24 protein-coding genes and 2 tRNA genes are annotated in these 23,301 nt (G+C 65.1%); 5 read left to right on the top strand and 21 right to left on the bottom strand.

What is annotated here, in order from left to right; translation table 11 throughout:
* Window positions 1-94: 94 nt before the first annotated feature.
* Genes X265_RS01540 through X265_RS01525 form a run of 4 tightly spaced genes read right to left on the bottom strand, consistent with a single transcriptional unit; the run spans window position 95 to window position 3,184 of the window.
* Window positions 95-502: a thiol-disulfide oxidoreductase DCC family protein gene (locus tag X265_RS01540; RefSeq protein ID WP_128963312.1), complete on the bottom strand. Its 408-nt coding sequence runs from the start codon at window positions 500-502 to the stop codon at window positions 95-97.
* On the bottom strand, window positions 502-1,821 hold the full coding sequence (locus tag X265_RS01535; protein WP_128963311.1) for an SDR family oxidoreductase: 1,320 nt from the start codon (window positions 1,819-1,821) through the stop codon (window positions 502-504). The genes X265_RS01540 and X265_RS01535 overlap by 1 nt, the downstream gene beginning before the upstream one ends.
* A gap of 8 nt (window positions 1,822-1,829) precedes the next feature.
* A complete protein-coding gene (locus X265_RS01530) occupies window positions 1,830-2,297 on the bottom strand; it encodes a DUF2269 family protein (protein WP_128963310.1) in 468 nt (155 codons plus the stop codon).
* Entirely contained in the window at window positions 2,294-3,184 is an 891-nt protein-coding gene (locus X265_RS01525; protein WP_128963309.1) for a dienelactone hydrolase family protein, read from the bottom strand. Before X265_RS01525 ends, X265_RS01530 begins: the two co-directional genes overlap by 4 nt.
* Before the next feature lie 266 nt (window positions 3,185-3,450).
* On the opposite strand from X265_RS01525, the gene X265_RS01520 reads away from it, so the two are divergent.
* The gene (locus X265_RS01520; protein WP_128963308.1) at window positions 3,451-3,960 is read left to right on the top strand and encodes a GNAT family N-acetyltransferase; all 510 of its coding nucleotides are present in this window, start codon (window positions 3,451-3,453) and stop codon (window positions 3,958-3,960) included.
* Window positions 3,961-4,172: 212 nt separating this feature from the next.
* Window positions 4,173-4,706, top strand: a complete 534-nt coding sequence (gene ppa, locus X265_RS01515; protein ID WP_128963307.1) for an inorganic diphosphatase — start codon at window positions 4,173-4,175, stop codon at window positions 4,704-4,706.
* Between the two features lie 173 nt (window positions 4,707-4,879).
* Here ppa and folD read toward each other — a convergent pair whose 3' ends face one another.
* Genes folD through X265_RS01500 form a run of 3 tightly spaced genes read right to left on the bottom strand, consistent with a single transcriptional unit; the run spans window position 4,880 to window position 6,424 of the window.
* Window positions 4,880-5,764, bottom strand: a complete 885-nt coding sequence (gene folD, locus X265_RS01510) for a bifunctional methylenetetrahydrofolate dehydrogenase/methenyltetrahydrofolate cyclohydrolase FolD (protein ID WP_128963306.1) — start codon at window positions 5,762-5,764, stop codon at window positions 4,880-4,882.
* A 9-nt stretch (window positions 5,765-5,773) separates the two neighbouring features.
* Entirely contained in the window at window positions 5,774-6,100 is a 327-nt protein-coding gene (locus X265_RS01505) for a DUF167 domain-containing protein (RefSeq protein ID WP_128963305.1), read from the bottom strand.
* A gap of 33 nt (window positions 6,101-6,133) precedes the next feature.
* Window positions 6,134-6,424 carry a YggT family protein gene (locus X265_RS01500; protein WP_092289808.1) on the bottom strand — a complete coding sequence of 97 codons (291 nt, stop codon included), beginning with the start codon at window positions 6,422-6,424 and terminating at the stop codon, window positions 6,134-6,136.
* A gap of 211 nt (window positions 6,425-6,635) precedes the next feature.
* Here X265_RS01500 and X265_RS01495 point away from each other — a divergent pair.
* Window positions 6,636-6,711: transfer RNA gene (locus X265_RS01495), tRNA-Ala, on the top strand.
* A 110-nt stretch (window positions 6,712-6,821) separates the two neighbouring features.
* On the opposite strand, the gene X265_RS01490 is transcribed toward X265_RS01495, so the two are convergent.
* The 7 genes from X265_RS01490 to X265_RS01460 all read right to left on the bottom strand — a co-directional run bounded on the left by X265_RS01490 (window position 6,822) and on the right by X265_RS01460 (window position 14,639).
* The gene (locus X265_RS01490; RefSeq protein ID WP_128963304.1) at window positions 6,822-7,634 is read right to left on the bottom strand and encodes an enoyl-CoA hydratase; all 813 of its coding nucleotides are present in this window, start codon (window positions 7,632-7,634) and stop codon (window positions 6,822-6,824) included.
* Between the two features lie 108 nt (window positions 7,635-7,742).
* Window positions 7,743-8,537: a glutamine amidotransferase gene (locus tag X265_RS01485; protein WP_128963303.1), complete on the bottom strand. Its 795-nt coding sequence runs from the start codon at window positions 8,535-8,537 to the stop codon at window positions 7,743-7,745.
* Window positions 8,538-8,666: 129 nt separating this feature from the next.
* Window positions 8,667-9,446, bottom strand: coding sequence for an SDR family NAD(P)-dependent oxidoreductase (locus X265_RS01480; RefSeq protein ID WP_128963302.1), 780 nt, complete (start codon window positions 9,444-9,446; stop codon window positions 8,667-8,669).
* A gap of 230 nt (window positions 9,447-9,676) precedes the next feature.
* Window positions 9,677-10,165: a tellurite resistance TerB family protein gene (locus X265_RS01475; protein ID WP_128963301.1), complete on the bottom strand. Its 489-nt coding sequence runs from the start codon at window positions 10,163-10,165 to the stop codon at window positions 9,677-9,679.
* Between the two features lie 225 nt (window positions 10,166-10,390).
* On the bottom strand, window positions 10,391-11,800 hold the full coding sequence (locus tag X265_RS01470; RefSeq protein WP_128963300.1) for an adenylate/guanylate cyclase domain-containing protein: 1,410 nt from the start codon (window positions 11,798-11,800) through the stop codon (window positions 10,391-10,393).
* Window positions 11,801-11,850: 50 nt separating this feature from the next.
* Window positions 11,851-13,218 (bottom strand): cytochrome P450, encoded by a 1,368-nt coding sequence (locus X265_RS01465; RefSeq protein WP_128969099.1) that lies wholly within the window; start codon window positions 13,216-13,218, stop codon window positions 11,851-11,853.
* A 50-nt stretch (window positions 13,219-13,268) separates the two neighbouring features.
* Window positions 13,269-14,639, bottom strand: a complete 1,371-nt coding sequence (locus tag X265_RS01460; protein WP_164938371.1) for a hydrolase — start codon at window positions 14,637-14,639, stop codon at window positions 13,269-13,271.
* 136 nt (window positions 14,640-14,775) lie between these two features.
* On the opposite strand from X265_RS01460, the gene X265_RS01455 reads away from it, so the two are divergent.
* Complete coding sequence (locus X265_RS01455) at window positions 14,776-16,464, top strand: MFS transporter (RefSeq protein WP_128963298.1); 1,689 nt, start codon at window positions 14,776-14,778, stop codon at window positions 16,462-16,464.
* Between the two features lie 111 nt (window positions 16,465-16,575).
* Here X265_RS01455 and X265_RS01450 read toward each other — a convergent pair whose 3' ends face one another.
* Together X265_RS01450 and X265_RS01445 are read right to left on the bottom strand one after the other, a co-directional pair.
* Window positions 16,576-16,791 carry a cysteine rich repeat-containing protein gene (locus tag X265_RS01450; RefSeq protein WP_128963297.1) on the bottom strand — a complete coding sequence of 72 codons (216 nt, stop codon included), beginning with the start codon at window positions 16,789-16,791 and terminating at the stop codon, window positions 16,576-16,578.
* 163 nt (window positions 16,792-16,954) lie between these two features.
* Window positions 16,955-17,248, bottom strand: coding sequence for a hypothetical protein (locus X265_RS01445; RefSeq protein ID WP_128963296.1), 294 nt, complete (start codon window positions 17,246-17,248; stop codon window positions 16,955-16,957).
* Window positions 17,249-17,503: 255 nt separating this feature from the next.
* Here X265_RS01445 and X265_RS01440 point away from each other — a divergent pair, with 255 nt between their 5' ends.
* On the top strand, window positions 17,504-18,568 hold the full coding sequence (locus X265_RS01440) for a polysaccharide deacetylase family protein (RefSeq protein WP_128963295.1): 1,065 nt from the start codon (window positions 17,504-17,506) through the stop codon (window positions 18,566-18,568).
* A gap of 72 nt (window positions 18,569-18,640) precedes the next feature.
* On the opposite strand, the gene X265_RS01435 is transcribed toward X265_RS01440, so the two are convergent.
* From X265_RS01435 to X265_RS01415, 5 genes are all read right to left on the bottom strand, one after another.
* On the bottom strand, window positions 18,641-19,018 hold the full coding sequence (locus X265_RS01435; protein ID WP_128963294.1) for a hypothetical protein: 378 nt from the start codon (window positions 19,016-19,018) through the stop codon (window positions 18,641-18,643).
* A 186-nt stretch (window positions 19,019-19,204) separates the two neighbouring features.
* Window positions 19,205-19,280: transfer RNA gene (locus X265_RS01430), tRNA-Thr, on the bottom strand.
* A gap of 99 nt (window positions 19,281-19,379) precedes the next feature.
* The gene (locus tag X265_RS01425; protein WP_128963293.1) at window positions 19,380-21,125 is read right to left on the bottom strand and encodes a heme biosynthesis HemY N-terminal domain-containing protein; all 1,746 of its coding nucleotides are present in this window, start codon (window positions 21,123-21,125) and stop codon (window positions 19,380-19,382) included.
* 47 nt (window positions 21,126-21,172) lie between these two features.
* Window positions 21,173-22,396 carry a COG4223 family protein gene (locus tag X265_RS01420; RefSeq protein ID WP_128963292.1) on the bottom strand — a complete coding sequence of 408 codons (1,224 nt, stop codon included), beginning with the start codon at window positions 22,394-22,396 and terminating at the stop codon, window positions 21,173-21,175.
* 65 nt (window positions 22,397-22,461) lie between these two features.
* Window positions 22,462-23,208, bottom strand: a complete 747-nt coding sequence (locus X265_RS01415) for a uroporphyrinogen-III synthase (protein WP_128963291.1) — start codon at window positions 23,206-23,208, stop codon at window positions 22,462-22,464.
* Window positions 23,209-23,301 lie beyond the last annotated feature (93 nt).

Genomic DNA, 23,301 nt, shown 5'->3' with positions numbered 1-23,301 from the left:
TACACTCCGTCATTGCGAGCGTAGCGAAGCAATCCAGAATCGTTCCGCAGAGGCATTCTGGATTGCTCGTCGCTTCGCTCCTCGCAATGACGAATCATTCCATCACCCGTGTCCGCAAATCCGCATCCGGCACGAAGCACGAATCGTACTTGCCGAAGATACGATAGCGGTTGCGGGCGATGAGGCTGTAGACGGGGTCGCGTAGCGGCTTGGGCACGGCGAACAGGACGCGCACCCAAGCCCAGCCCGGAAGCTGCGACAGCACCATCAGCGCCGCATCGGACTTCAGGAACACCTCGCCACCATGGACGACGGCGTTGGTGTCAGGGTCATCGGGATCGATTCCGAATGTCCGGGCAAGCTTCGCGCCGTACTCCGACTGGATTGGCGTAAAGCGAAACCGTTTCGCTGTATCACGCCGCGCGACGAAGCGTACCCAGCGCGAGCAGAAGATGCAGACGCCGTCGTAGAGGATCACGTCGTCGTCAGGCCACTTCGCCATTAGCGATTATCCAGCATCAAGAGCGCCACCAGCATCAACACGATCGCCGGCCCTGTTTTCACCAGCGCGCCGAGCGGCTCGATCCAGAGATCGGGCGTCAGGATCGCCGCGCCGAGCATATAGCCAAGCGAGGCGATGATGCCGGCAGCCAGGCCGACCGCTGCCGTACGCCGGAAGGCAATCAACACGCCGATGCTGATGTCCATCAAGCTGGTGCCGATCGTGATGGGGTCGACCAGCGCCGGCGGGAAGTTGTGCGCGCCGAGGATCGCAGCGGCGGCGCGGTAGGACACGAACAGAGCGATTGCGCCTGAGACCAGCCAGAATACGACCAGGCTTGCGACGATCAGCGCCTTGATCAGGAACAGCCGCGCGAACCACTTGTCCTGGATGGTCGCAGGATGACGCCCGATCGCATCCACCAACGTCTTCAGCACAATTCCGGTCGCGGCAATCCATTCAGAGGGATCGCCGGTGACGCCGCGGCGGAGCTCGGCGAGCGCGGTGGTGCGCATCGGCGGCCTCCAGCCGAGCGTGCTGACGAGATCGCCGATTTTGGCGCCGAGATCGAGCATGAAGGATGGCATCGCGACATGGCTCGATCCGGCAGTGCCGAACGCAAGCCGGAATTGCTTGATGACGCCTGCCAGCGTGATGGGCTGGGATTGCATCAAGTCCCAGGTCACTGCCTTCGCGGACGCGTCGTCGATCTCGCGCGCGGCGAGCCAGGCAATGGTCGCGGAGATGTCGTCGACAGCAACGGGCTGGAACGGCGTTGCCATCTCGGCATCAGGCAGATCGAGCGGAAAGGCGGCAAGGGCGCGCAGCATGGCGCTGCCGCCATAGGCCGACGGCGCCACCACGAAGCCGGGCCGCAGGATGGCGTGGGGAATGCCCGATGCCGCGATCAGCCGCTCGGCCTCGCGCTTGGTCGTGGCGAAGGCGGTGCGGTCGGCCTCAGCGGTCCCGGGGATCGAGATATGCACCAGCCGGATCGCGCGGCCGCTGCCCGCGATCGCCCGGAGCAAGCGCGCGACGAAATCGCGATGCACCGCATCGGTGTCGCTGCCGGGGCCATCCTGGAGCACGCCGAGGCAGTTCACGACGACATCGACCGCATGCTCGTCGAGCACGTGTGTCAGCGCGGCCGTATCGAGCGACAAGATCGGCAGCTCGATATCGAATGCGCTCATCGTCTGCGCCGGCGATAGCTTTCGTGCGAGACCGACCACGCGAAAGCCGCGGGCGCGCAGATCGTCGGTGACGAAGCGGCCGATCAGGCCGGAGGCGCCAAGCACCAGAATTGTTCGCTGGGCCATCGCGTCCTTCAAAATGGTTTTGCGATCATCAGCCAGAGGATCAGCATGGTGGCGCCGAAGCCGGGGAAGCCGAACGCGAACCAGCGGCGAAACAGCACGAAGTAGCGTTGGGGCAGCGCGGCCTGCTGCTCCGCGGCCTTGCGCGCGAGATCGCGCATCTCGATCTGCATGAAGACGACCGGAATCCAGAACACGCCCGCGATGGCATAAAGCGCGAGCGAGGCGAGGATCCAGCGCTCGGTGATCGAAGTTGCGGAGAGCATCATCAGCAGGCCGCCCGTGACTGGTTGCAGGATGACGGCCGACAGCGTGAAGATCGCATCTGCGATCACCACCACCGAAGCCGTTCGGGCGATGAACTCCGCATTGCCAGTGCGATGCGCCATCAGCATGAAGAAGGCGATGCCCGTTCCGATGCCGAGAATGACAATGGCGCCGAGCACGTGCAGATATTTGACAAGGACATACAGCGTCATGGCTTCTTGGTCGCCGCAGGTTTTGGCAGGTTCAGCGCACGCGCGAGCTCGCCGCTTGCGGCCTCGACGCCGGCCTCGGTTTCGATCATCCAATGGCCCTCGCTGCCCACGGCCGGGAGCGTGCGAAGATCATCCTTGCCGCCGCCGCTGCGAAAGGCGTCCGCCAATTTTTGCGAAAATGCCGGCGCGAAGTAGCTGTCATTGGCTGCGATGAGCGATGTGACGGGAATGCGGGCGGCCTTGCCGAATTCGGCAGCGGCCGCGAGAAGCGTATGCGGCGCGCAGATCTTGCCCGGTTCGTCATTGGCGTGACCGCCTCGCCCTGGGGCGAACGCGACAATCGCGGAAATCGCTTTCGGATCGGCATTCGCAAGCGCCAGTGCACCCCAGCCGCCGGCGGAATGGCCGATCACGACCGCGGCATCCGCGCGAATAAAGTCCTGCTTTTGCAGATAAGCCAATGCGAGCGAGATTTCTTCCGCAGTGGTGCGCCCCGCATGAGCATAGTCCGCTTCGTCACAGCCGCCCTGATCTTCGACGTAGCGGCCACCCGTCGCACCATGGCCGAGCCGCTCCGGCACCAGCACGGCGAAGCCGCGCGCAACGAGAAAGGCTGCCAGCGCGCGATATTCCGGCTGCGGCATTTGCGCACGACGAAGCACGTTCTGCGTCGACGCATGTGCGATCACCGCAAGCCGGAACGGACCCGCCCCCGCGGGACGAAACAACAGCGCGCGCGCGGCAATGCCGGTATCCGGTGACGGCACGCGCCATTCCTGTCGGCGGAATGGTCCGCCCTCCTGTCCCGACGGCCCGAACGTGAGCTGCGCGCGCGCAGTCGGCATGACCAGCAGAAGGACAAGAGCAAGGGTGTTGAAGAGCCGCATGAATGACCGGAGGCGAGCACGGACAGCAACGCCCACACTAGTAGGAACGAATCATTCGAGGCGGACTTTCTGCGCTGCCATTGCAGTTCATTCGTGGTCGCAGCGCAGTTTTGCACCGACCATGGCATGGTCGGTGTCGTCCAAAGTGCCCTCTTGTCTTTTTTCGGCACAACCTGGCTAAAATACTGATGCAGAAAATCCACAGGTTAACCGATAATTAACGATAGGTCTTGCCGCCAGCGCGGCGACTTGGTTTGATCGCGTCCATGAGCACAACCCTGATCGAGGTCCGTCCGGCCAAAGCTGCAGATGCAACTGCGGTGGCGTCCACCCATGACGAAGCCTGGCGCTCCGCCTATCAGGGCATCATTCCCGGCGCCGAGCTGGAGAAGCTGATCAACCGCCGCGGTCCGCAGTGGTGGGACAGCGCGATCCGCAAGGGCAGCCGCGTCAGCGTGCTGGTGTTCGGCGACAAGATCGCGGGCTACGCCAATTACGGCCGCAACCGCGCCCGCAGCCTGCACTTTGACGGCGAGATCTACGAGCTTTACCTGCGCCCCGAGTTTCAGGGCCTCGGCTTCGGCCGCCGGCTGTTCACTGCGGCCCGCCGCGACCTCATGCAGAGCAATCTGAAGAGCATGGTGGTGTGGGCGCTCTCGGACAACGATCCGGCCACCGAGTTCTACCGCGCCTTGGGCGGCCGCATGGTGGCGCGCTCTTCGGAGCGATTCGGACCTAAGGCGCTCGACAAGGTTGCCTTCGCCTGGACTAACTAAGGCTTGGATGAACTAAGGTTGGTCCGATTGAGCTGCTGATGCTTTAATCGGCAGCATTGATCCGTCCGTCGATACCGCCCGCTTTTGCGCCGGTGATCGCTGGATTCATTTTTTCACAAAAACACCATGGATCAGCGGGCCAAGCCCGCGTATGACAGCGCCAAAATCGCTGCCGGGCGCGATTTACCCTCGGCAACAACGGAGCCTTCTGAATGCGTATCGATGCGGTCTCGATCGGAAAAAATGTCCCCCACGACGTCAACGTCATCATCGAAGTCCCGGTGGGCGGCGAGCCGATCAAATACGAGATGGACAAGGAGGCCGGCACGCTGGTGGTCGACCGCTTCCTGTACACGCCGATGCGTTACCCCGGTAATTACGGCTTCATCCCGCACACCCTGTCCGATGACGGCGATCCCTGCGACGTCCTGATCGTCAACACCCGCGCCATCATCCCCGGCGCAGTCATGAGCGTCCGTCCGGTCGGCGTGCTGTTCATGGAGGACGAGGCCGGCGGCGACGAGAAGATCCTGGCGGTGCCGTCGTCGAAGCTGACGCAGCGCTACGACAAGGTGAAATCGTATTCCGACCTGCCCGACATCACGCTGCAGCAGATCCAGCACTTCTTCGAGCACTACAAGGATCTCGAGAAGGGCAAGTGGGTGAAGATCCTGCGCTGGGGCGGTCCGGAGGAAGCGGCGAAGCTGATCCTCGAAGGCATCGAGCGCGAGAAGAAGAAGGGCTGAGCTTTCGACCCGAGCACAGCTGCGCTCCCTCGCCCCGTTCTTACGGGGAGAGGGCTGGGGTGAGGGGCCTCCCTCCACACGCTACGCTGCTGACGGACCTGTACCGCTCACCCGAATTCGATCTGCGATCGAATTCGACCTCTCCCCGCAAGCGGGGCGAGGTAAGAAAATAGCTACACCGCCGGCTTCGGCAGGCCTGCGATCGCGCAGGCGGCGCGGAGCGTGTTCACCAGCAGGCACGCCACCGTCATCTGGCCGACGCCGCCCGGCACCGGCGTGATCGCACCGGCGACGCCAAGCGCTTCCTGATAGGCGACGTCGCCGACCAGGCGGGTCTTGCCGTCGTCCTGCGGAATCCTGTTGATGCCGACGTCGATCACAGTCGCACCCGGCTTCAGCCAATCGCTGCGCACCATCTCAGGCCTGCCGACCGCGGCATAGACCAGGTCGGCCTGCTTCACGAGCCCGGGCAGATCGCGCGAGCGCGAATGGGCGATCGTCACCGTGGCGTTCTCGTTCAGCAGCAATTGTACCAGCGGGCGGCCGACCAGATTGGAGCGGCCGATCACGATGGCGTTCATGCCTTCGAGCGAAGCATGCACGCTCTTGGTCAGGATGATGCAGCCGAGCGGCGTGCAAGGCGACAGCGCCTGGAAGCCGCCGGCAAGCCGGCCGGCATTGTTCGGATGCAGGCCATCGACATCCTTGGCGGGATCGATCGCATTGATCACGGCCTCGGTGTCGAGGCCCTTGGGCAGCGGCAGTTGCACCAGGATGCCGTGAACGGCGGGATCGCGGTTGAGCTTGGCGACCACGGCCAGCAGGTCCGCCTGCGAGACATCGGCGGGCAGCTTGTGCTCGAACGAGGCCATGCCGGCGGCCTGGGTCTGCTTGTGCTTGGAACGGACATAGACCTCGCTGGCGGGATCATTGCCGACCAGAACGACTGCGAGTCCGGGCACCAGATTGTGCTCACGCTTGACGCGGGCGACCTCGCCCGAGACGCGGTCGCGAAGGTCCGCGGCGATGACTTTTCCATCGATGATCGTGGCCGTCATGTCAGTTCCTTAGTCCTTCGATTTGACCGATGCGAGCTCGCGCAACGCCTCGGCAAGCCGTGCCGGATCGCCCTCGACCGCGACCTGCTTCAGTCGGGACGTCGCCCCCGATAGCAGACTGATACTGGCCTTGGGCACCCCAAGCGATTTTGCCAGCAGCGCCAGGACCGCGCGATTTGCCTCTCCGCCGTCGGCGACGGCACGCACGCGCAGCTTCAGCACGCTGCGGCCGTCGGACAACTGCTCGATACCGTCGATGGCGTCACGCCCCCCACGCGGCGTCACCCGCAGCGCGATGCTGATGCCCGTGGTGGAGATGCGCCAAGGTTCGGTCAAGGGGCCATCAAGGCTCGGTCGCGGTTCCGCTGGTTAGGGCACGTTCGGATAGACGTACTCAGCGAGATAGAGCTGAATCAACCACAGCACGAAGAAGGCAACGATCGGAGAGACGTCGAGCCCGCCCATGTTGGGCAGCCTGCGCCTGATGGGCCCCAGGACCGGTTCGGTGATCCGATAGAGAAACTCTGCGACCGCGCCGACGAACTGGTTGCGGGTGTTCACGACGTTGAACGCGATCAACCAGGACAGGATTGCCGATGCGATCAGCAGATAGATGTACAGATTGATGATCTGGATCAGAATGAAGACTATCGGGCGCATCAGCGAAACACTCTCTGGGCCTGTGTCGTTGGGGCAGTGTTTTGGGTGGTGTTTGGGTTACCTTGGCTAGATATCGGTTCCCCCCGGCCCAAACAAGGGAAGTCGGTGCCCCTCTTGGCTAAAACCCGCTTACACCCGTCCTTGACTTGACCTTGGCGGGGACTTAAATGGCGCCCGGTTGTCGGCCGCGTTTACCAGAGCGGCCAGCAAAGGGGCCATAGCTCAGCTGGGAGAGCGCGTCGTTCGCAATGACGAGGTCGGCGGTTCGATCCCGCCTGGCTCCACCACGCTTCGCCCTTCGGGCTACGCGTGGCGCAGCCACGAGGAGCCCACAGGGTGAAGCGTGGTGTCCGGCGTAGCCCGAAGGGCGAAGACGGACTGATTGAGGAATTCCCCCCTACTTCCCGGTAAACCTCGGCGGCCGTTTTTCCATGAAGCTCGCCACGCCCTCCCTGAAGTCGCTGCCGTTCAGCGCCACCATCATCTCCCTGTTCGCCTCGATCGTGGCTTCGGCCAGGGTCTGGAACGGCACCTCGTAGAGCTGCCGCTTGATCACGGCCATCGCGCTCGGCGAGACGAAATCGGCGAGATCGCGGGCATAGGCGTAAGTCTCCTCCTGCAGCTTCTCGGGCGAGCAGAGCCGGTTCACCAGCCCGATTCGCAACGCCTCCTCGCTCGAAACGCGCCGCGCCGAGAGCAGCAGGTCCATCGCATTGGCGTGGCCGACGATGCGCGGCAGCATCCATGAAATCCCGTGCTCGGCGATCAGGCCGCGGCGCGCGAAAGCCGTCGTGAATACGGTATTGTCGGCAGCAAAGCGCAGATCGCAATAGAGGGCGTGGACCAGTCCGATGCCGGCGGTCGCGCCGTTGAGCATGGCGATGACGGGCTTTCCGATCGACGGATAGAAGCCGTAGCGCGTCTGCCAGTCCGGACGGCGGTTCATGTCGAAGGGCGGCAGGTTCGTCGCGCGCCTGACATCGTTGGGATCGAGCCCCTTCAGCGCATCCATGTCGGCTCCGGCGCAGAAGGCGCGGCCGGCACCGGTCAGCACGATGACGCGCACATTGTCATCGGCACTCGAGGTTTCCATCGCCTGGCGCACATCACGCTCCATGGTCGGCGTCCACGCATTCATGCGATCGGGACGATTGAGCGTGATGGTCGCGATCTTGTCGCTCACCTCGTAGAGAATGTGCTCGTAGGCCATCGCGCTCTCCCTTGGCTCCCGGCACGCGTTCGCGCGCACTCAACGGCAGCAAGCCTAGCATATTCAGCGATGGAAGGACTTGCGCGGAGGATCTGCGCAAGCGCGCGATTACTCGGCCGCTTGGGCCAGCACCGGCCGGCGTACCAGCCAGCCGTCGATGAAATGATCGAGCCAGGCGCGTTCGGCGGCGTCATAGACGGCACGGTCCGCGAAGTGATGATGCCGCTCGCGCGCACCCGGCGCGCTGAGGCCGTCATAGCCGCGCGTGGTCCAGCAATGCATCATCGCGTAGGTCACGTCAGGATGGAACTGCACGCCGAACGCATTGCCTGTTCGGAACGCCTGGTCCGGAAAGTCATCGCCTTCTGCCAGCAATTCGGCGCCTCGCGGCAATTGAAAGCCTTCGCGATGCCAGTGATACACCTGCGCCGGCCAGTCCGGACAGAGCGCGCGCCCAGCCGCAGTGGGGCGGATCGGGTAATAGCCGATCTGGGTCAGCGCCTCCGGATGCGGCGCAACGCGTGCGCCGAGCTGCATCGCCAGCATCTGCGCGCCCAGGCAAATGCCGAGGAACGGCCGCTGCTCGCGAAGGGGAACTTCGATCCAGTCGATCTCGCGGCGGATATAGTCGTCCGGATCATTGGCGCTCATCGGGCCGCCGAAGATCACGGCACCCGCATGCGCATCGAGCGTATCGGGCAGGGGATCGCCGAAGCGCGGCCTGCGGATGTCGAGACGATGGCCGAGCGCGCGCAGCGCGTTGCCGACACGGCCGGGCGTCGAGGATTCCTGGTGCAGGACGATCAGAACCGGAAGCCTGGGTTCGGAGAGGGGCGCGCTCGGTCTCCTTCCTGGGAAGGGCACCACTTCTGCGCCACCAAACCTGTCCGTTCGAAACGACATGGCCTTTTGCGAGTGCTATCGGTTCAAGCCGCCATCATAGCTAAGCGATGGTTAACATCGTGTGAGTTTGCGCACACTGCAGCGATCCTGAAGCAAGCTCCGGGCCAATACGGACGGCTTGCGTCTTCCTCAATGCCGCCGCCGCTGGAACCGGCTGGTGGCGAACAGGATGAAGGCGCGCGGGAAAAGACGCAGCGCGAGCGGCACAATCTTGATGCCAAATCCCGGCAGCACTGCCCGTTTGTTGGCCATCAGGCCGCGATAAGCCTGCCGCGCAACCTCAGCGGCGGAGACGTTGAGAATGGCGGTATCATGGCCGGAGCCGACGCCGGCGCGCTCCTGGAATTCGGTCGGCACCGGCCCCGGACACAGCACGGTGACGCGAACGCCGCGCGGCGCGAGCTCCGCGCGCAACGCCTCGGTGAACGAGATCACATAGGCCTTGGAAGCGTAATAGACGGCCATGCCGGGACCGGGCAGGAAGCCGGCAACGGAGCCGACATTGAGCAGGCCGCCCTTGTTCCTGATGAGCTGGCCGGCAAAGCGCAGCGACAGATCGGTCAGTGCACGGACGTTGACGTCGACAATGCCGACCTGCTCGTCGCGGTCGCGTTCGATGGCATCGCCGAAGACGCCGAAGCCGGCGTTGTTGACGAGATTGTCCAGCTCGACCTCTTCGGCAGCGAGCGCGGCCGCGATCCGTTCGCCGGCATCCGCTTGCTCGAGATCGCAGGCGATCACGATCGGCTTCTTGCCGCACGTCCTGGCAAGCTCGTTCGCGAGCGCCTCGAGCCGGTCGGCACGTCGCGCCGTGAGGGCGAGCCGGTGTCCGTTCGCGGCAAACACACGCGCCAGCTCCGTGCCGATGCCCGCCGAGGCTCCGGTGATCAACGTTACGCGCTCAGTCACGATTGCAGTCTCTTGAATTGAAGTCTTTTGGCCACTTAATGGCGGAACTGGAGCATAGGCCGCGCGCGACAGGCAAGCGTCACCGGCAGCATGGCTGCCTGAATGGGCAACAGGGAAGGCGGGGAAAACCCCGGATTCTCAGAGGAATCCGGAATCGGGCCGCGCGAACGCTACATTAAAGTTTCGTCATGTGGTTCGCACAACCGGCAATGACCGCGCCTGCCGGTGGCTCAGCCGCCGACGGCGCTGTCCTTGACCTGACCGACGGCGCGGTCCGCGACTGCGTGCTTCAGTTCGATGCGGTCGCGCTGGGAAATGCCGAGCAGGTCGGAAGCGCGCCAGACCACGTTGTCCTCGAACTCGGTGACTTGACCGTCGGCATAGACCAGCTCCCACATCATCTGGACGATGCGCTTGCGGCCCTCTTCGTCGAGCGAGCGCATGATGACGCTGGTGAAGTGATAGAGATCGACCGCCTCGCCCTCGACCTGGGTCGCGTCGGCGATCAGCCGATCGGCGGTGCCGCGATCGAGCTTGAAATGGCTTTCGATCAAACTATGCAGCTTGCGCTGCTCGGCCGGCGTCGGCTGGCCGTCGAGCGAGACCACGTGGATCAGCAGCGCAGTCGCCGCCAGCCGATAATCGCTGTCGCCGAAGGCACGGTCCTGGGCTTGGGGAGCAACAATGTCGGCGATGAATTGGCGCAGGCCGTCGAGCATAAGATCCTACCGAAATCGATGACGCCGCGAGGGAAGCACGCGGTTACCAGCATTATATGAGCAGGAAATTCAACCGGCGCAACGTGCGTCAGTTCCGCGCGCCGCATTACGTTTCGGCAATCTCGGCGCCTCGACCGGGTTCATCCGATCCTGATAGCGTACGCCGCCTCCATCGCGTCATTGCGAGCGCAACGACGGAGAGTGTGGCGGCCACCGACCGCCGCCTCACGGTATCTCGTACACCACCATCTTGTCGGCGATGCCGCGCAAGGCCGCCTGCTTCTGGATCGGCTTGATCTCGCGCCGCTGGAGAATCTCGGCGACCGCGGGCGCATCCAGGACGGGGCCGGTGACGTGAATCTCCTGCGCGGTCGACAGGCTCTGCACGCGCGCGGCGATGTTGACGGTCTGACCGAAATAATCCTGCCGCTCGTTCAACATCACCGCAAGGCACGGGCCTTCGTGGATGCCGATCTTGAGCACGAGGTCCTTGGCACCGCGCTCCTTGTTCAGGTCATCCATCGCAGCACGCATGCGCAGCCCCGCGGTGATCGCGTGTTCGGGCCTGACAAAGGTCGCCATGACCGCGTCGCCGATCGTCTTCACGACGGCGCCTTTCTCGGCGGCGATGATCTCGAGCAGCGCTCGGAAGTGCGCGCGCACCAGATCGAAGGCGCTGAGGTCGCCGACCCGCTCGTACAGCGCCGTAGATCCTTTCAGGTCTGTGAACAGGAAGGTCAGGGACGTGATCTTCAATCGCTGGTCGACATTGAGATTGTCGGCCTTGAAGACGTCGCGGAAGGTCTGGTTCGACAGCATTCGCTTGGCGGTGAGGATCGGCTTGCGCTTGCCGAGCATCTCGTGCAGTGCGTCGGCGGCGATCCAGACCGAGGGCAAGACGCGATTGCCCGATTGATTTTCCAATGTGAGGCGCATCGGCCCGGGGCGCACCACCGTGGTCCCGGTCGGCGCCTCCAGCTTGTTGAACATGATCGAAAGCTGCTGGCGTTCGCTGGTCGGCTCGCCCTGGACATCCAGGAAATGGGCGGAATGGGTCACCGGCTCGAACACGATGATGAACTGGCTAGGCAGGTTCAGCGAGAGAATCGCCTTTTCACCGGCGGGCAGTTCCAGCGCTTCGAGCGTCACATCGTTGATCAGGCGTGAAAAGGCCTGTTCGTCGATGTCGACGCCGGAGCTCCAGAACATCTGCCGCACATATTCCCAGATCGGCAACGTGTCGGGATCGTGAGCACCGATGCGGCGGACCCGCGGACTGACGGTGAAAGCCACCTCGACCATCTCGTCGACGGACGCCTCGTATCCGGCTGCACAGAGCGCGCAATTGTAGTCTTCGTGCTTGAGCGATTTCAGCGTCGTATGCGCGCCCAAGACCCCGCCACAGCCGGGACACAGCACGTTCCAGCTCATGTCGAACAGACCGAGCCGCGAGGCGTGCAGGAATCCGGATATCACCTTCTCCTGATCGAGCCCGGCGCGATCAGCAAAATCCAGCACATTGATGCGGTTGAGGTCGCGATCGTGGCCACTGGCGATCAGCTCGGCGATGGCCTCGACGACGACGGGATCGGCCGTCTGCTTGAGAACGGAAAACTGGGCCTGGATGTCGCTCATGGCGTCACTCTGTCTTTGTTGGATCACGCCATCGGCCGGGCGATCGCCCGTCACCGACGCGTGATGCGGAACATTGGGGAGTGGTCCGGCTGCGTCGTAACAACACCGCACGGAATGACGGGATCGGCGTCGACGAGCTCGACGCGAAATGCGCCGATCAGCCGCGCCAACGCCAGCACGGACTCGGCTTGCGCGAACGGCGCGCCGATGCAGACGCGTGGCCCCGCGCCGAACGGCAGATAGGTGAAACGGTCGGGCGGCTCTTTCGACATGAAGCGTTTTGGGATGAACGCGTTCGGCTGATCCCACAGCTTCTCGTGCCGGTGCAGCAGCCAGGGCGCGATCATGATGACATCGCCTCTGCTGACGGCAGCGCCCGCCACATTGTCCTTGTCGCGCGCGGCGCGGGCAATCAGAAAGGCCGGAGGATAGAGCCGCACGGTCTCGTCGATCACGGCGCGGGTGAATTTTTGCCGATCGATATCGGCGATGCTGTCGAGATGCTCGCCTGATGTCTCGAAGGCGACTTCCTCCTGCGTCTCCGGATCGAGCGCAAGCAGATAGAGCGCCCAGAACAGCGCGGTCGCGGTCGTCTCATGACCCGCGAGGATCATGGTCGCGACCTCGTCGACGAGTTGCTCGTCGGAAAACCCCTTGCCCGTTTCAGGATCGCGCGCCTCGTCCATGAGATCGAACAGATCGCGCGGCGGCGCGCCTTCCTTCTTGCCCGCCGTGCGCCGCTCGGCAATCAGCATCGCGACGAATTCGGTCCAGCGCGCGCGGAAGCGGGCGCGCGCCCGATCCATCGGCGTCGGCCAAGACACGGGCAGCAGCATGTCCAGGAAGTAGGCCCGCCCGAGCCGCTCGCCATATTCCATGACGAAGTTGCGCAGGGTCGGTCCGTGCCGGTCCATACCGAACGAGAACATCGTGCGCCCGGCGATCTCGAGCGTCATCCGCTGCATGACCTCGCGCAGATCGACCGGCTCGCTTGTCCGCGCATCCAGCTTCGCAATGGTCTCGTCGAGCACTGCCGTCATGTGGGGGACGAGGTTGGCGGTGGCGCGTGGCGTGAACGCCGGCGACAGCGTGCGGCGTTGAAATGTCCAGGAATGGCCTTCGGCAAGCAGGAGACCGTCGCCAAGCACCGGACGCAGCATGCGGATGCCCGCCGGCGTCCGCGTGTAGTTCTCGTAATTGTTCAGCAGCACGTGCCGGATCGCGTCCGGCTGGTTCAGGATGAAGCTCTTGTGCAGGAAGAAGCGGCCCTGGATGATCTCTTCCTCATAGGCGCGCTGCCCCCAGGTTGCGATCATGTTCCGCCTGATCATCGCGAGCCGCCCGAAGAACGACAGATCGTCCGGCGCGCGCGGCGGGGTCGGGGGGATGATGGGCCGCCGCACGCTGGCGATGTTCATGGCTCTCTCCCGCAGATGTCGTCCCAGTAAAAGCTTGCGCAGGCAAATAGCTAGTAAGTCAGTTCGGCAACCGCAATCCTGTTCTCGGAGGCCGGCCAAGCGCGCGCCACGATTCGTTCTTCGTTGAACTGGGCCACGACGTTACGCCCGACATCACTGGCAGAAAGGCGCAGGGTTGCTGTCGCATCTACGGGCACGCCCGAATGGACGTCGGCGGGCTCCTTGCCGTCGAACAGGACGATGTCCCGCGGCAGGCCGAAATAGCCGCGCGGACGCGACATGATCACCACGGCAGCGGCGTCCTTGTCCTCGGGCGTGAACGGGCGCGCGGCGCGCAGATGCACGACGTCGGAAGAGCGCGGGAAGGGCGAACGGTAGAAGTGCGTGATCGGGGCATCCGGCGAGGTCAGGACGATTTCGAGCGGCCAGGCAGACTCGACTTCGACCGGTCCCCAGCGACCGTCTGCACCCGTCGTCGAGCGGTGCACGACATCGCCTCTGCGCTCGCCGCTCTCGCGATCGACGTGATGGACCTCGACTGTCGCCCCGGCAACCGGACGGTTGGTCGGCACGCCGTCTGCAGCGCCGGTGACCAATCCGCCGAGGCGAACAGTCCGCTCCGGCGTGATCGCGATACGCGCGGGTTCGCGGCCGGCGATGAATTTGTAGATCTCGCGGAACGCCCGCGGAGAATACGCCGTCTCGCGATGGTCGATGGCGCCGAGCACGAGGTTGGTCGCGCCTTTCAGCTCCGGCCCTTCAGCCGTGACATTGGTCGGTACGCCCGGCCTGCCGATAAAGCGGCCATCGGGTTGCGCGTATTTGTCCATGCCGTCGCTGCGCAAGGTGAGGAAGGCGACACCGGGCGTGACCTCGCTGTCACCCTCGTTCAAGCCGCGCAGGAAGGCGCCGCGTCCGTTGAACTCGCTGCCCAGGAGATCATCGAGCGCAAACACGCCGTGATTGGGCGTGCCGCACAGAACGGCGTGGCTGACATCGCCGGCTCCGCCATTCTTGATGACGTTGCGGATGGAATTGCCGCCGCGCGAATTGCCGACCAGCGCGACGCGCGACGCGCCGGTGCGGCGCTTCAATTCAGTGATGGCGGCGGCAAGCTCGCGTCGCTGATCTTCGGTCGAGGAGCGATTGGCCTGCTCGACCGTGTCGTCGGTGCGCGCGGTGGGATTGGTGAAATTGACCGCCATCATGCGACCGTGCGCGATGCCATTTGATTCCATCCGCCACAGCGTCGTCATCCAGAGCGCGTCGTAATCGCCATTGCCGTGAACGAACAGGATCGGCGGCGCCTCCGTGCCTGCAGCCGCGGACGGCGCTTGCGCCAGCGCGTCCATCGGTAAGTTCGCAACCGCGAAAGCGAGGCCGCCCGCACCTTGCAGGATCGTCCGTCGTGACAGCTTCATCTGTTCCTCCCCGGTAAAACCATGTCTTTGCACCGCTTATAGCGGCCTAACCACTGGACAGCGAAGGACTTTCGCAGGCATCACTGAAGACGCCGGAATCATGAGGCCATTTCTGCCAGACGACTGGGAAGGGGATATGACCGAGCAGACGAACCGTCAGAGACGTTCCGCCGACGGCATCACCGCCCCCCTCCGCTACACCGTATTCCGGCGCATCTGGCTCGCCAGCCTGCTCTCCAACCTCGGCCTCCTGATCCAGGGCGTGGGCGCGGCCTGGGCGATGACGCAGATGGCGGCCTCTGCCGACAAGGTAGCACTGGTGCAGACCGCCCTGATGCTGCCGATCATGCTGATCTCGATGCCGGCCGGCGCCATCGCCGACATGTACGACCGCCGTATCGTAACGCTCGTCGCGCTGATGATCGCGTTGACCGGCGCTTCCGCGCTCACGGTCCTCGCCGGGCTCAAGCTGATCGCCCCGGAATCCCTGCTGGCCTTCTGCTTCGTCGTCGGCAGCGGCAACGCGCTGTTCGGACCGGCCTGGCAGTCGTCGGTCAGCGAGCAGGTGCCGCCGGACGCGTTGCCGTCGGCGGTGGCGCTGAACGGGATCAGCTACAACATCGCACGCAGCTTCGGCCCCGCGGTCGGCGGCGTGATTGTCGCCGCAGCCGGCGCGGTGGCGGCATTCGCCTGCAACGCGCTCCTCTACCTGCCGCTGCTGGTCGTGCTGCTGCTCTGGCGGCGGACCACGGAGCCGTCGCGCCTGCCGCGGGAGAAGCTCAACCGCGCCATGGTCTCGGGCTTCCGCTACATCACCAATTCGCCGCCGATCAAGATCGTGCTGCTGCGCACCTTGGTGATGGGCCTGATCGGCGGCGCTGTGATGGCGCTGATGCCGCTGGTGGCCCGCGACCTCTTGCATGGCGGCGCGCAGACTTACGGCATCATGCTCGGCGCTTTCGGCATGGGCGCCGTGGTCGGCGCGCTCAACATTCACGAGCTGCGCAAGCGGATGAGCGGCGAGGCCGCGATCCGCGCCTGCACCATCTCGATGGCGTTCGCGATGGCGGCGCTTGCGCTCTCGACCGAACCGGTGCTGACGGCGGCCGCGCTGGTGCTGGCGGGTGCGGTCTGGATGGCCGCCGTGGCGCTGTTCAATATCGGCGTGCAACTGTCGGCGCCGCGCTGGGTCGCCGGACGCTCGCTCGCCGCATTCCAGGCCTCGATATCAGGCGGCATCGCCATCGGCGCCTGGGGCTGGGGCCATCTCACCGACTATGCCGGCGTCGAGGTCGCACTGCTGACCGCCGCGGGCCTGATGCTGGTCTCGCCGCTGCTGGGGCTCTGGCTCGCGATGCCGCGGGTCGGCGCCCGCAACGAGGACGCCGACGTGCTGGCCGACCCCGAGGTGAAGCTGTCGCTGACGGGACGCAGCGGACCGCTGGTGGTCGAGATCGAATATCGCGTCGCCCAGGAGAACGCGCGCGCCTTCCACAACGTGATGCAGGACGTGCAGCTCTCCCGGCAGCGCAACGGCGCCTATGGCTGGTCGATCGCGCGCGACATTGCCGATCCGGAATTGTGGACGGAGCGCTATCACTGCCCGACCTGGTTCGACTATTTGCGCCAGCGCAACCGTTCGACCCAGTCCGAACGCGCGCTGCATCAGCAGGCGATCGATTTCCACATCGGTCCCGAGCCGGTGCGGATCCGCCGCATGCTGGAGCGGCCGTTCGGCTCGGTGCGCTGGAAGGAAGAAACGCCGGACCGTGCCAGCGCCGAGGTGCTGCCTGTGGTCGCGACGGCGGCGGGGAGCAGCACATAGGTTTTGCTTCGTCGAGGCGCACCGTCAGGCGCGAGCCCGGAATCCATCAGTCCGCATAATGCGTGGAGAAATGGATTCCGGGTTCGCGCTTCGCGCGCCCCGGAATGACGATCACTGTCCGTGCTCCGTCAGCACCTTCTCGCAGGCCTTGCTGAGGCGCGTGCGGTGCTCTTTCAGGCAGGCGAGCACGGCGCCATCGCCATTGTTCATCACGGCCCGGCAAAAGCGCGTGACGTCACGCGCGCAGGCGTCGTGGCCGGGCTGCTGCTGCGCGGATGCAGCCGATGCGCATAGAACAAAAGAGACTGTGAAAAGAAATCTGGTCATCGCGTAATGCCTCGTACCCTTTGAGATATGCGGGCGAAGCTAGTGCGACGATCTCGGGGTCGCAACGGCTTTTCTTGGGCTTTTCTTGGCAGGCGGACCGATGCGTGCCGATGGCCCCGGCTTGACGCCGGGGCACACCGCGCGGGAGCTTTAGAGCGCGATTTTACTGGCCGTCCTGGGCGTCGGCGAGCTTGCGCGAGGCGCCCTTGGCGAGATCCTTGTCCATCACGGCGCGACAACCGGCGCTCAGATCCGAGCGATGCTTGATCATGCAGGCGGTGATCTTCGGGATGTTGGGGATTTCAGAGGAGCACAGGCGGAAGGCATCGCCGGTGCACATCTGCTGCGCTTCGGCCGAGAAGGCGAAGCTCGAGGTCGTCGAGACGATCGAGACGATGGCGGCAAAACCGAGGGCCAGGCTGGTGTCGCGGATGGTGGCTGAAAACGACTTCGTCATGTGAAGCTCCCATTGGCACCGCGGGTGCGCGGGCCGGTTGTTGATGGGAATGACCATGCTCCCGGAAAATCCTTTCCACTGTGATGATGGTCACGGGGCGACCTATCCTCTGTGACATCGGTCACTTTGGCGCACTTACCTGAAAATCCTCCGCATCCGCCGTCGTGTTGGTGTCACGTTAACTGTTCCTTCGCATTAATGGCTCGTCGCGCGGGAAATTCCGCTGGTTTGGTTGCGTATTTGGAAAGAGTAGCGATGCGTAATGCGTTAGGCCTGATGCTGGCCAGTGTCCTCGCGGCGGTCCTGATCGCCGGAGGTTGGTACTTTTATTCCTCCCGCGCCGATCAGGGCGCTCCCAAGACAACAGCCGCCCGCGCCGCCGATCCCCTGCCGGCCAAGCTCGCCGCCAAGGACGACGTCGAGACCACAGCGGCGATCGCGGCCAAGCCCATCGCTGTCGCGGCAGCGCCCGCTCCGGCACCGGTGCCCGCGCCGGCTCCGGTTCAGCAGGCCACGACCTGCACCAATCCGAATGCACTGGGCGTCTCGCGCGTGGTCGAGATCGACACGACGGGCGGTCCGGGCTTCGGCTTCGAGCAGTTCAAGCAGTTTGATTTCCTTGCCGACAAGGAGGTCGTGTTGACCTTCGACGACAGCCCCTGGCCGCACAACACGCCAGCCGTGCTCAAGGCGTTGGCCGATGAGTGCACCAAGGGCCTGTTCTTCTCGGTCGGCAAGCACGCCACCTGGCATCCGGAGATCCTGCGCCAGGTTCTGGCTCAGGGCCACACGGTGGGCACCCACACCTGGTCGCACGTCAATCTCGCCGGCAAGAAGATGACGGAGCAGCAGGCCAAGGACGAGATCGAGAAGGGCTTCAGCGCGGTGAAATGGGCGCTCGGCACCAATCCGTCGCCGTTCTTCCGCTTCCCGCAGTTGTCGCAGAGCCCGGCCCTGGTGAGCTATCTCGGCACTCGCAATCTCGGAATTTTCTCGACCGACATCGACTCCTTCGATTTCCGCAAGGAGAACACGCCGGACAAGATCGTCAACAACGTGATGACCAAGCTCGACAAGCTCGGCAAGGGCATCATCCTGATGCACGACTTCCAGAAGCGGACCGGCGAAGCGCTGCCGACGCTGCTGGCGCGTCTCAAGGCCGGCGGCTACAAGGTCGTGCAGATCAAGGCCAAGACGACGTTCGACTCGCTGCCCGAATATGACGAGGCCATCCTCAAGGAGTTGAAGGTGCCGACGTCAGGCAGTGCGACGAATGCACGCCCGGTTTCGAGCGTGGTGCAGACGGTCTCGCAGCGCTGAGCGCGTCAAGTCTCGGTAAGCATATGGCCGGGCTCAGCCCGGCCATATTCATTTTGGGAGCTGGCGCGTTGCTCACCAATAAATGCCGTGGCGGTGCAGCTCGGCGATGATGCGGCTTTCGGTCGAGCGACGCTTGTGCCTGGGCTTGTCCGCTCTTGCCGTCGTCTTCGGTGCGGGACGTGTCGCGACGGGCGCGGACGGCGGCGTCGTGGTCGTGACTGGCGCAGCGGCCGGAGTGGTGGACACCACGGGCGGACGATCGACATAAACAGGAACTGCGGCCACTGGCGCGGCCTCGCTCACTTGCGTGGTGGCGGGCATCGGCGCCGTCGTCGACTGAGATGCCGGCGCCTGCTCGTTGGCCGCGGCCAGCGAAAGGCTGCGCGAGCCGCCTGCCTGGGCCGATGCAGAGACCAGAACCATGGCGGCCACCAGAACGATCTTACGCATGTGAAATCTCCCCGCGTTTGCGTGACCGGGACACTACGGGGGAGGCGTGCGAAGTTATGTGAGAGACATCACGCGGGACCGCCGTCTCGGATTCGGCGGCACATGAAAGCGTCGACGCACTCACGCCAGTTCAGTGGGTAAGAGCTCGCGTGGCGATGGGACGAATCGGGGGAGAGTTTTGAGCGGTGGTGCCGCAAGAGGGATTCGAACCCCCGACCCCGTCATTACGAATGACGTGCTCTACCGACTGAGCTATTGCGGCGAACCCTGCCGGGGCTGGGCGACGCCGGCCCCGATACGCGCGCTCCTGATATCGGGCATGGCCCGAATTGGCAAGGACAAGGGAGGTGCGAAATACTGATCACGCGCCCCAGCGGGACCAGAATCCGCGCCAACCACCGGCCTGAGCCTTTGGCGTGCCGATTTGTTCCGTAAATTCATCGCTCGGACCCTCGTCATCGATCCCGGGATCATCAGGGGCGCGGACGATCGGGATGACGGTCTGGATCGGCGCCGGCGCGGGCTTGCCGAGGTCGGCGCGGGTCCGGAACACCGGGGTTTCCGCCAGAGGCGATGATTCGGTGGCGTCAGGGGCGGGCTTGACCGGCTCGGCCGGCGTCACCGCCGGCTCTTCCCTGGCCGCCGGGGGCGCATTGTCCTGCGCAGCTGGAGCCGCGACCGGGGTCGGATCCGGCGCGATCACCACCGGTTCCTCCGGCGCCTCGCTCGCCGCCGCCACCCGCTTCGGCGCGGGGGCGGCGAGCATGGCTTCCTCGAAGGCCGAGGACTCGATCGTCGTGCCCTTGTCCGAGGGCAGGCTCGCCACCGGTGTCTGCCACTGGAAGGCATCGAGCCGGCCGGTGACCGGAGAAACTGGGCGCCAGCGATCGCTGACATAGCCGTCCGCGGTCCAGGCCGGGTCGTGGCGGGCACGCACCGCGCGCAAGGTCCAGGCCCGTGCGCGGCCGCCGTCGCCATGCTCGGCGCGCTCCAGCTCGGCCATCAGCAGCGCCACGCGCTGGGTTGGATCGTTGACGTAGGGAGCGAGCACTTCGCGCGCACGGGCGAATTCGGAAGCGTCGATCGCGGCGCGCGCGATCGCGAGCTGGCCCTCGACATGGCCAGCCTTGTCGGCCGGCGTTTTCGCCGCGAGCGTCTCGACCCGCTGCAGACGCTGCCGCGCCGAATCGCCGAGTTTGACGTGCGCATAGGCATCGGCAAGATCTGGATGCGGATTGGCGAGCCAGGCGGCCTCGACCAGCTTCATGGCGCGGCGCACCTGATGCGCCTCGCTCTCGAATTTCGCGGCAAGCACGGCGGCCGGCACCAGGGTCGGCGCGAGCTTGACAGCTTCCATCACGCTCTCGCGCGCGACGTCGCGGTCCATCGTCTCCAATTCCAGCGCGCGCGCCGTGAGCAGCACGCCACGCTGGCGGCGGTAAGTCGGCTTGTCGATCAGACCGGCGGACAAATTCGAATCGAGAATCGCGAGCGCGCCGCTCCAGTCGCCGCGCGCGCAGCGGAAGCCGAGCACCGCATGCGAGGCCCAGGTCGAGGACGGCGACAGCTTGATGGCTTCCTCCGCGATCATCACCGCGCTGACCGCATCGTCGGCGCGCTGCGCCTCGATGAACAGGCCGCGCAGGCCGAGCAGCCGCGTATCCTCGCGCTCGGCCATGGCACGGAAGGCGCGCTGCGCCTCGTCGCGATTGCCCTCGAGCTGAGCCGATTGCGCATGCAAGAGAAGCGCGAGCGGATCGTCGGGCGCATGCCGCCGCGCCGCTTCGGCGTGACGGCGGGCGAGCGCGGTGTCGCCATGACCGATCGCGAGCAGGCCGTGGGTGATGGCGTGACGGCCGCGGGCATGGCGCTTCTCGTGCCGGCGGCGGCGGATTCGTCCGGGCGTCCGCCATATCGCGGTCAGGACGCTCCAGAGCAGCACGACCAGGACTGCGAAGATGCCGAGGCAGAGCACGAACACCGGAATGCTCGGTGAGGCCCGGAAGCCGCCCCAGGTCAGCACGACATTGCCGGGCTGATCGGCGACCCAAGCGGCGCCGGCGCCTGCAAGCGCGATCAGAACGAGGAAGAGGACGATGCGAAGCATGGCGATCCCTATACGCGCGGATTGTTGCGCGAGTCTTATCGAGCAATCTATGGAGCCGGCTTGGCGAGACCCGCCAGAGCATCGTCGGCGAATTTGCGGGAGGCCGCGAGCGCGGCGTCTCTCGCATCGGCCTTGTCCAGCCATGCCTTCGCCGGCCCACGTTCGCTCTCGGGCAGCGTCATCAGCTCGCGCCGCGCTTCGGCGAAATCGTTGCGCAGCGCCGCGGCCGTGACCCGCGCGACGATGGCGCCGCGGTCGTTGCCGACCCCGTCGGTGCGCTCGATGCGGACGAGCTTCGACGCTCCCGCCTGAAGGCGCTCGACGATGCCGGCGCCAGGGGGAGGGGCCTCCGGCGGCGGCGACAGCTTCGGCACGATGTTGAGGAGCTCGCGGGTCAGCGCGAACGGCGTCGGGATGCCTGATGCTGCGAACATATCCAGCGGCTTCAGCATTTCGGGCTTGGCTGCGAACGACCGCGCAGCATTGAGCTGCGCCTCATAGGGATCGTTGTGGCGAACGGCGACGTCCAGCAGGGTGGCGGCAACCACATAGCGCAAGGGCTTGTCGTCCATTGCCTTGGCATCGGCGATCTTCTCGCCCTGCTGCGCGAGCTCGGCGCGCGCGGTCTTGCTGGCGCGCTCGAGCTGGGAGATGCGATCGTCGAGAGCGGCGAGGACGGATGGCGAGGCGTCACGCGGCGCGGATTTCGCATCGTTCAATGCGCTCGCAATCTTGTCGGACTGCGCGCGCAAATTAGCGACGTCGTTGCGCAGAGTGCCGACGGATTTCTCCAGCGCGTCGAGCCGCGTCGTCATCGCCGGATCGGTCGCCGGCTTTCCGGCCTTGGCTTCGACTGCGGCGAGGCGTCCGCTCAGCGCATCGACCGCGGCGCTGGTCACTTGCGGCGCGGCGGGCGGAGCCTGCACCGCGGGCCACCCCAGCGCCCAACCGACTGCGATCACGACTGCCGCTGCGGCGGCGCCGGAAAATGGCGCGATGACCCAGGGAGAGATGGCGGCAGACGTTGCAGCGGCCTGCGCCTCCTCACGCTGCGGCTCCGTCTCGATCTTGGCCGCCTCGACCTCGGCGTCCTCGGGGGCGGCGTGCTCCGAGCTTGCCGGCTCGGCCGCTGGCTGCGTCTCAGGCTCGCCCGGTACGTCCTGCGGCTGGGTGGAGACTTCGGTCGCTTCGAGGTCAATGGTCGGCGGCGTGCGCTTGGCGCGGCCGGATTCGGGAGCCAGCCCTGCGTCTTCAGGCTTGTCGTCGGCCATCGTGACGGTTCCTCACACTTGCATACCAGAAGCGAGCCCGATTGCGTCGGATTCGGCCCGTCCTCTTACGCCAAACGGGTGCGCAAAGCACGCTCCAAGGCGTCAAATAAGGCATTTTCGTCCGGGCTCGCGGCCACCAGAACCTGCGATGCGCCGGCATCGCGCAGCACGCTTGCGACCGTCTCGGACAGGCAGCATTGTGGAATCGCCAGTGCCGAGATTTCGACGCCCTCGTCCCGTGCGGCATCCAGGAAGGCGCGCGCGCTGCGCCTGGAGTAATGCAGCACCGCCTCGATGCCATGCGCGGCAAAGCCTTCGCAGACCTCGCGCGGGAGAACCTTGACCGGGGCCATGCGGTAAGTGGTCTGCGTGACCACGCTGAACCCTTCCGCGCCGAGCTCGCCGCCGAGATCCCGCGACAGATCCGCCCCGGCAAGATAAAGCAGCGTACTTTTCTTCTTCAGCACCTTGTCCCGCGCGCCTTGCACGACCTTGTCGCGCAAGGAAGCGGCATCGCCGCCGGCGACGATCACATCCTTGAAACCGACCTCGCGCGCCACGGAAGCCGTATGCTCGCCGACCGCAAAGAGCGGCAGCGCCAAAAGGCCGCGATCGCGCAGTTGCGCCGCGATGGCACGGATCGCATTCGCCGACGTGACGATAATGGCGCCATAATTCGTCTCACTCTCGTCGTGAAAGGCAACCGGCTCGCATTTGAGTACGGGCGCAAGCAGCACCACATGCCCCCGGGCGCGCAGATTTTCCGCCGTCGTCTCGTTGTCGGGATGCGGCCGTGTGACAAGAATGGACATCGCTTATGTTCCCGAACCACCCGGCGGTGACGCATTCGCGAGGGAGAGCGGCGCGTGACGATTGCGCAAGATGACCCCGGAATGCTACCGCGT

This window comes from Bradyrhizobium guangdongense (assembly GCF_004114975.1).
Lineage (GTDB): Bacteria > Pseudomonadota > Alphaproteobacteria > Rhizobiales > Xanthobacteraceae > Bradyrhizobium > Bradyrhizobium guangdongense.
This window is presented reverse-complemented; position numbering and strand designations above follow the sequence as displayed.

Coding starts and splice junctions, on each gene's coding strand:
- ppa (WP_128963307.1), top strand. CDS start 4,173: ATGCGTATCGATGCGGTCTCGATCGGAAAAAATGTCCCCCACGACGTC.
- X265_RS01455 (WP_128963298.1), top strand. CDS start 14,776: ATGACCGAGCAGACGAACCGTCAGAGACGTTCCGCCGACGGCATCACC.
- X265_RS01530 (WP_128963310.1), bottom strand. CDS start 2,297: ATGACGCTGTATGTCCTTGTCAAATATCTGCACGTGCTCGGCGCCATT.
- X265_RS01475 (WP_128963301.1), bottom strand. CDS start 10,165: ATGCTCGACGGCCTGCGCCAATTCATCGCCGACATTGTTGCTCCCCAA.
- X265_RS01490 (WP_128963304.1), bottom strand. CDS start 7,634: ATGGCCTACGAGCACATTCTCTACGAGGTGAGCGACAAGATCGCGACC.
- X265_RS01445 (WP_128963296.1), bottom strand. CDS start 17,248: ATGACGAAGTCGTTTTCAGCCACCATCCGCGACACCAGCCTGGCCCTC.
- X265_RS01450 (WP_128963297.1), bottom strand. CDS start 16,791: ATGACCAGATTTCTTTTCACAGTCTCTTTTGTTCTATGCGCATCGGCT.
- X265_RS01470 (WP_128963300.1), bottom strand. CDS start 11,800: ATGAGCGACATCCAGGCCCAGTTTTCCGTTCTCAAGCAGACGGCCGAT.
- X265_RS01465 (WP_128969099.1), bottom strand. CDS start 13,218: ATGAACATCGCCAGCGTGCGGCGGCCCATCATCCCCCCGACCCCGCCG.
- X265_RS01435 (WP_128963294.1), bottom strand. CDS start 19,018: ATGCGTAAGATCGTTCTGGTGGCCGCCATGGTTCTGGTCTCTGCATCG.
- X265_RS01460 (WP_164938371.1), bottom strand. CDS start 14,639: ATGAAGCTGTCACGACGGACGATCCTGCAAGGTGCGGGCGGCCTCGCT.
- X265_RS01520 (WP_128963308.1), top strand. CDS start 3,451: ATGAGCACAACCCTGATCGAGGTCCGTCCGGCCAAAGCTGCAGATGCA.
- folD (WP_128963306.1), bottom strand. CDS start 5,764: ATGACGGCCACGATCATCGATGGAAAAGTCATCGCCGCGGACCTTCGC.
- X265_RS01440 (WP_128963295.1), top strand. CDS start 17,504: ATGCGTAATGCGTTAGGCCTGATGCTGGCCAGTGTCCTCGCGGCGGTC.
- X265_RS01415 (WP_128963291.1), bottom strand. CDS start 23,208: ATGTCCATTCTTGTCACACGGCCGCATCCCGACAACGAGACGACGGCG.
- X265_RS01540 (WP_128963312.1), bottom strand. CDS start 502: ATGGCGAAGTGGCCTGACGACGACGTGATCCTCTACGACGGCGTCTGC.
- X265_RS01525 (WP_128963309.1), bottom strand. CDS start 3,184: ATGCGGCTCTTCAACACCCTTGCTCTTGTCCTTCTGCTGGTCATGCCG.
- X265_RS01420 (WP_128963292.1), bottom strand. CDS start 22,396: ATGGCCGACGACAAGCCTGAAGACGCAGGGCTGGCTCCCGAATCCGGC.
- X265_RS01500 (WP_092289808.1), bottom strand. CDS start 6,424: ATGCGCCCGATAGTCTTCATTCTGATCCAGATCATCAATCTGTACATC.
- X265_RS01485 (WP_128963303.1), bottom strand. CDS start 8,537: ATGTCGTTTCGAACGGACAGGTTTGGTGGCGCAGAAGTGGTGCCCTTC.
- X265_RS01535 (WP_128963311.1), bottom strand. CDS start 1,821: ATGGCCCAGCGAACAATTCTGGTGCTTGGCGCCTCCGGCCTGATCGGC.
- X265_RS01425 (WP_128963293.1), bottom strand. CDS start 21,125: ATGCTTCGCATCGTCCTCTTCCTCGTTCTGATCGCGCTTGCAGGCGCC.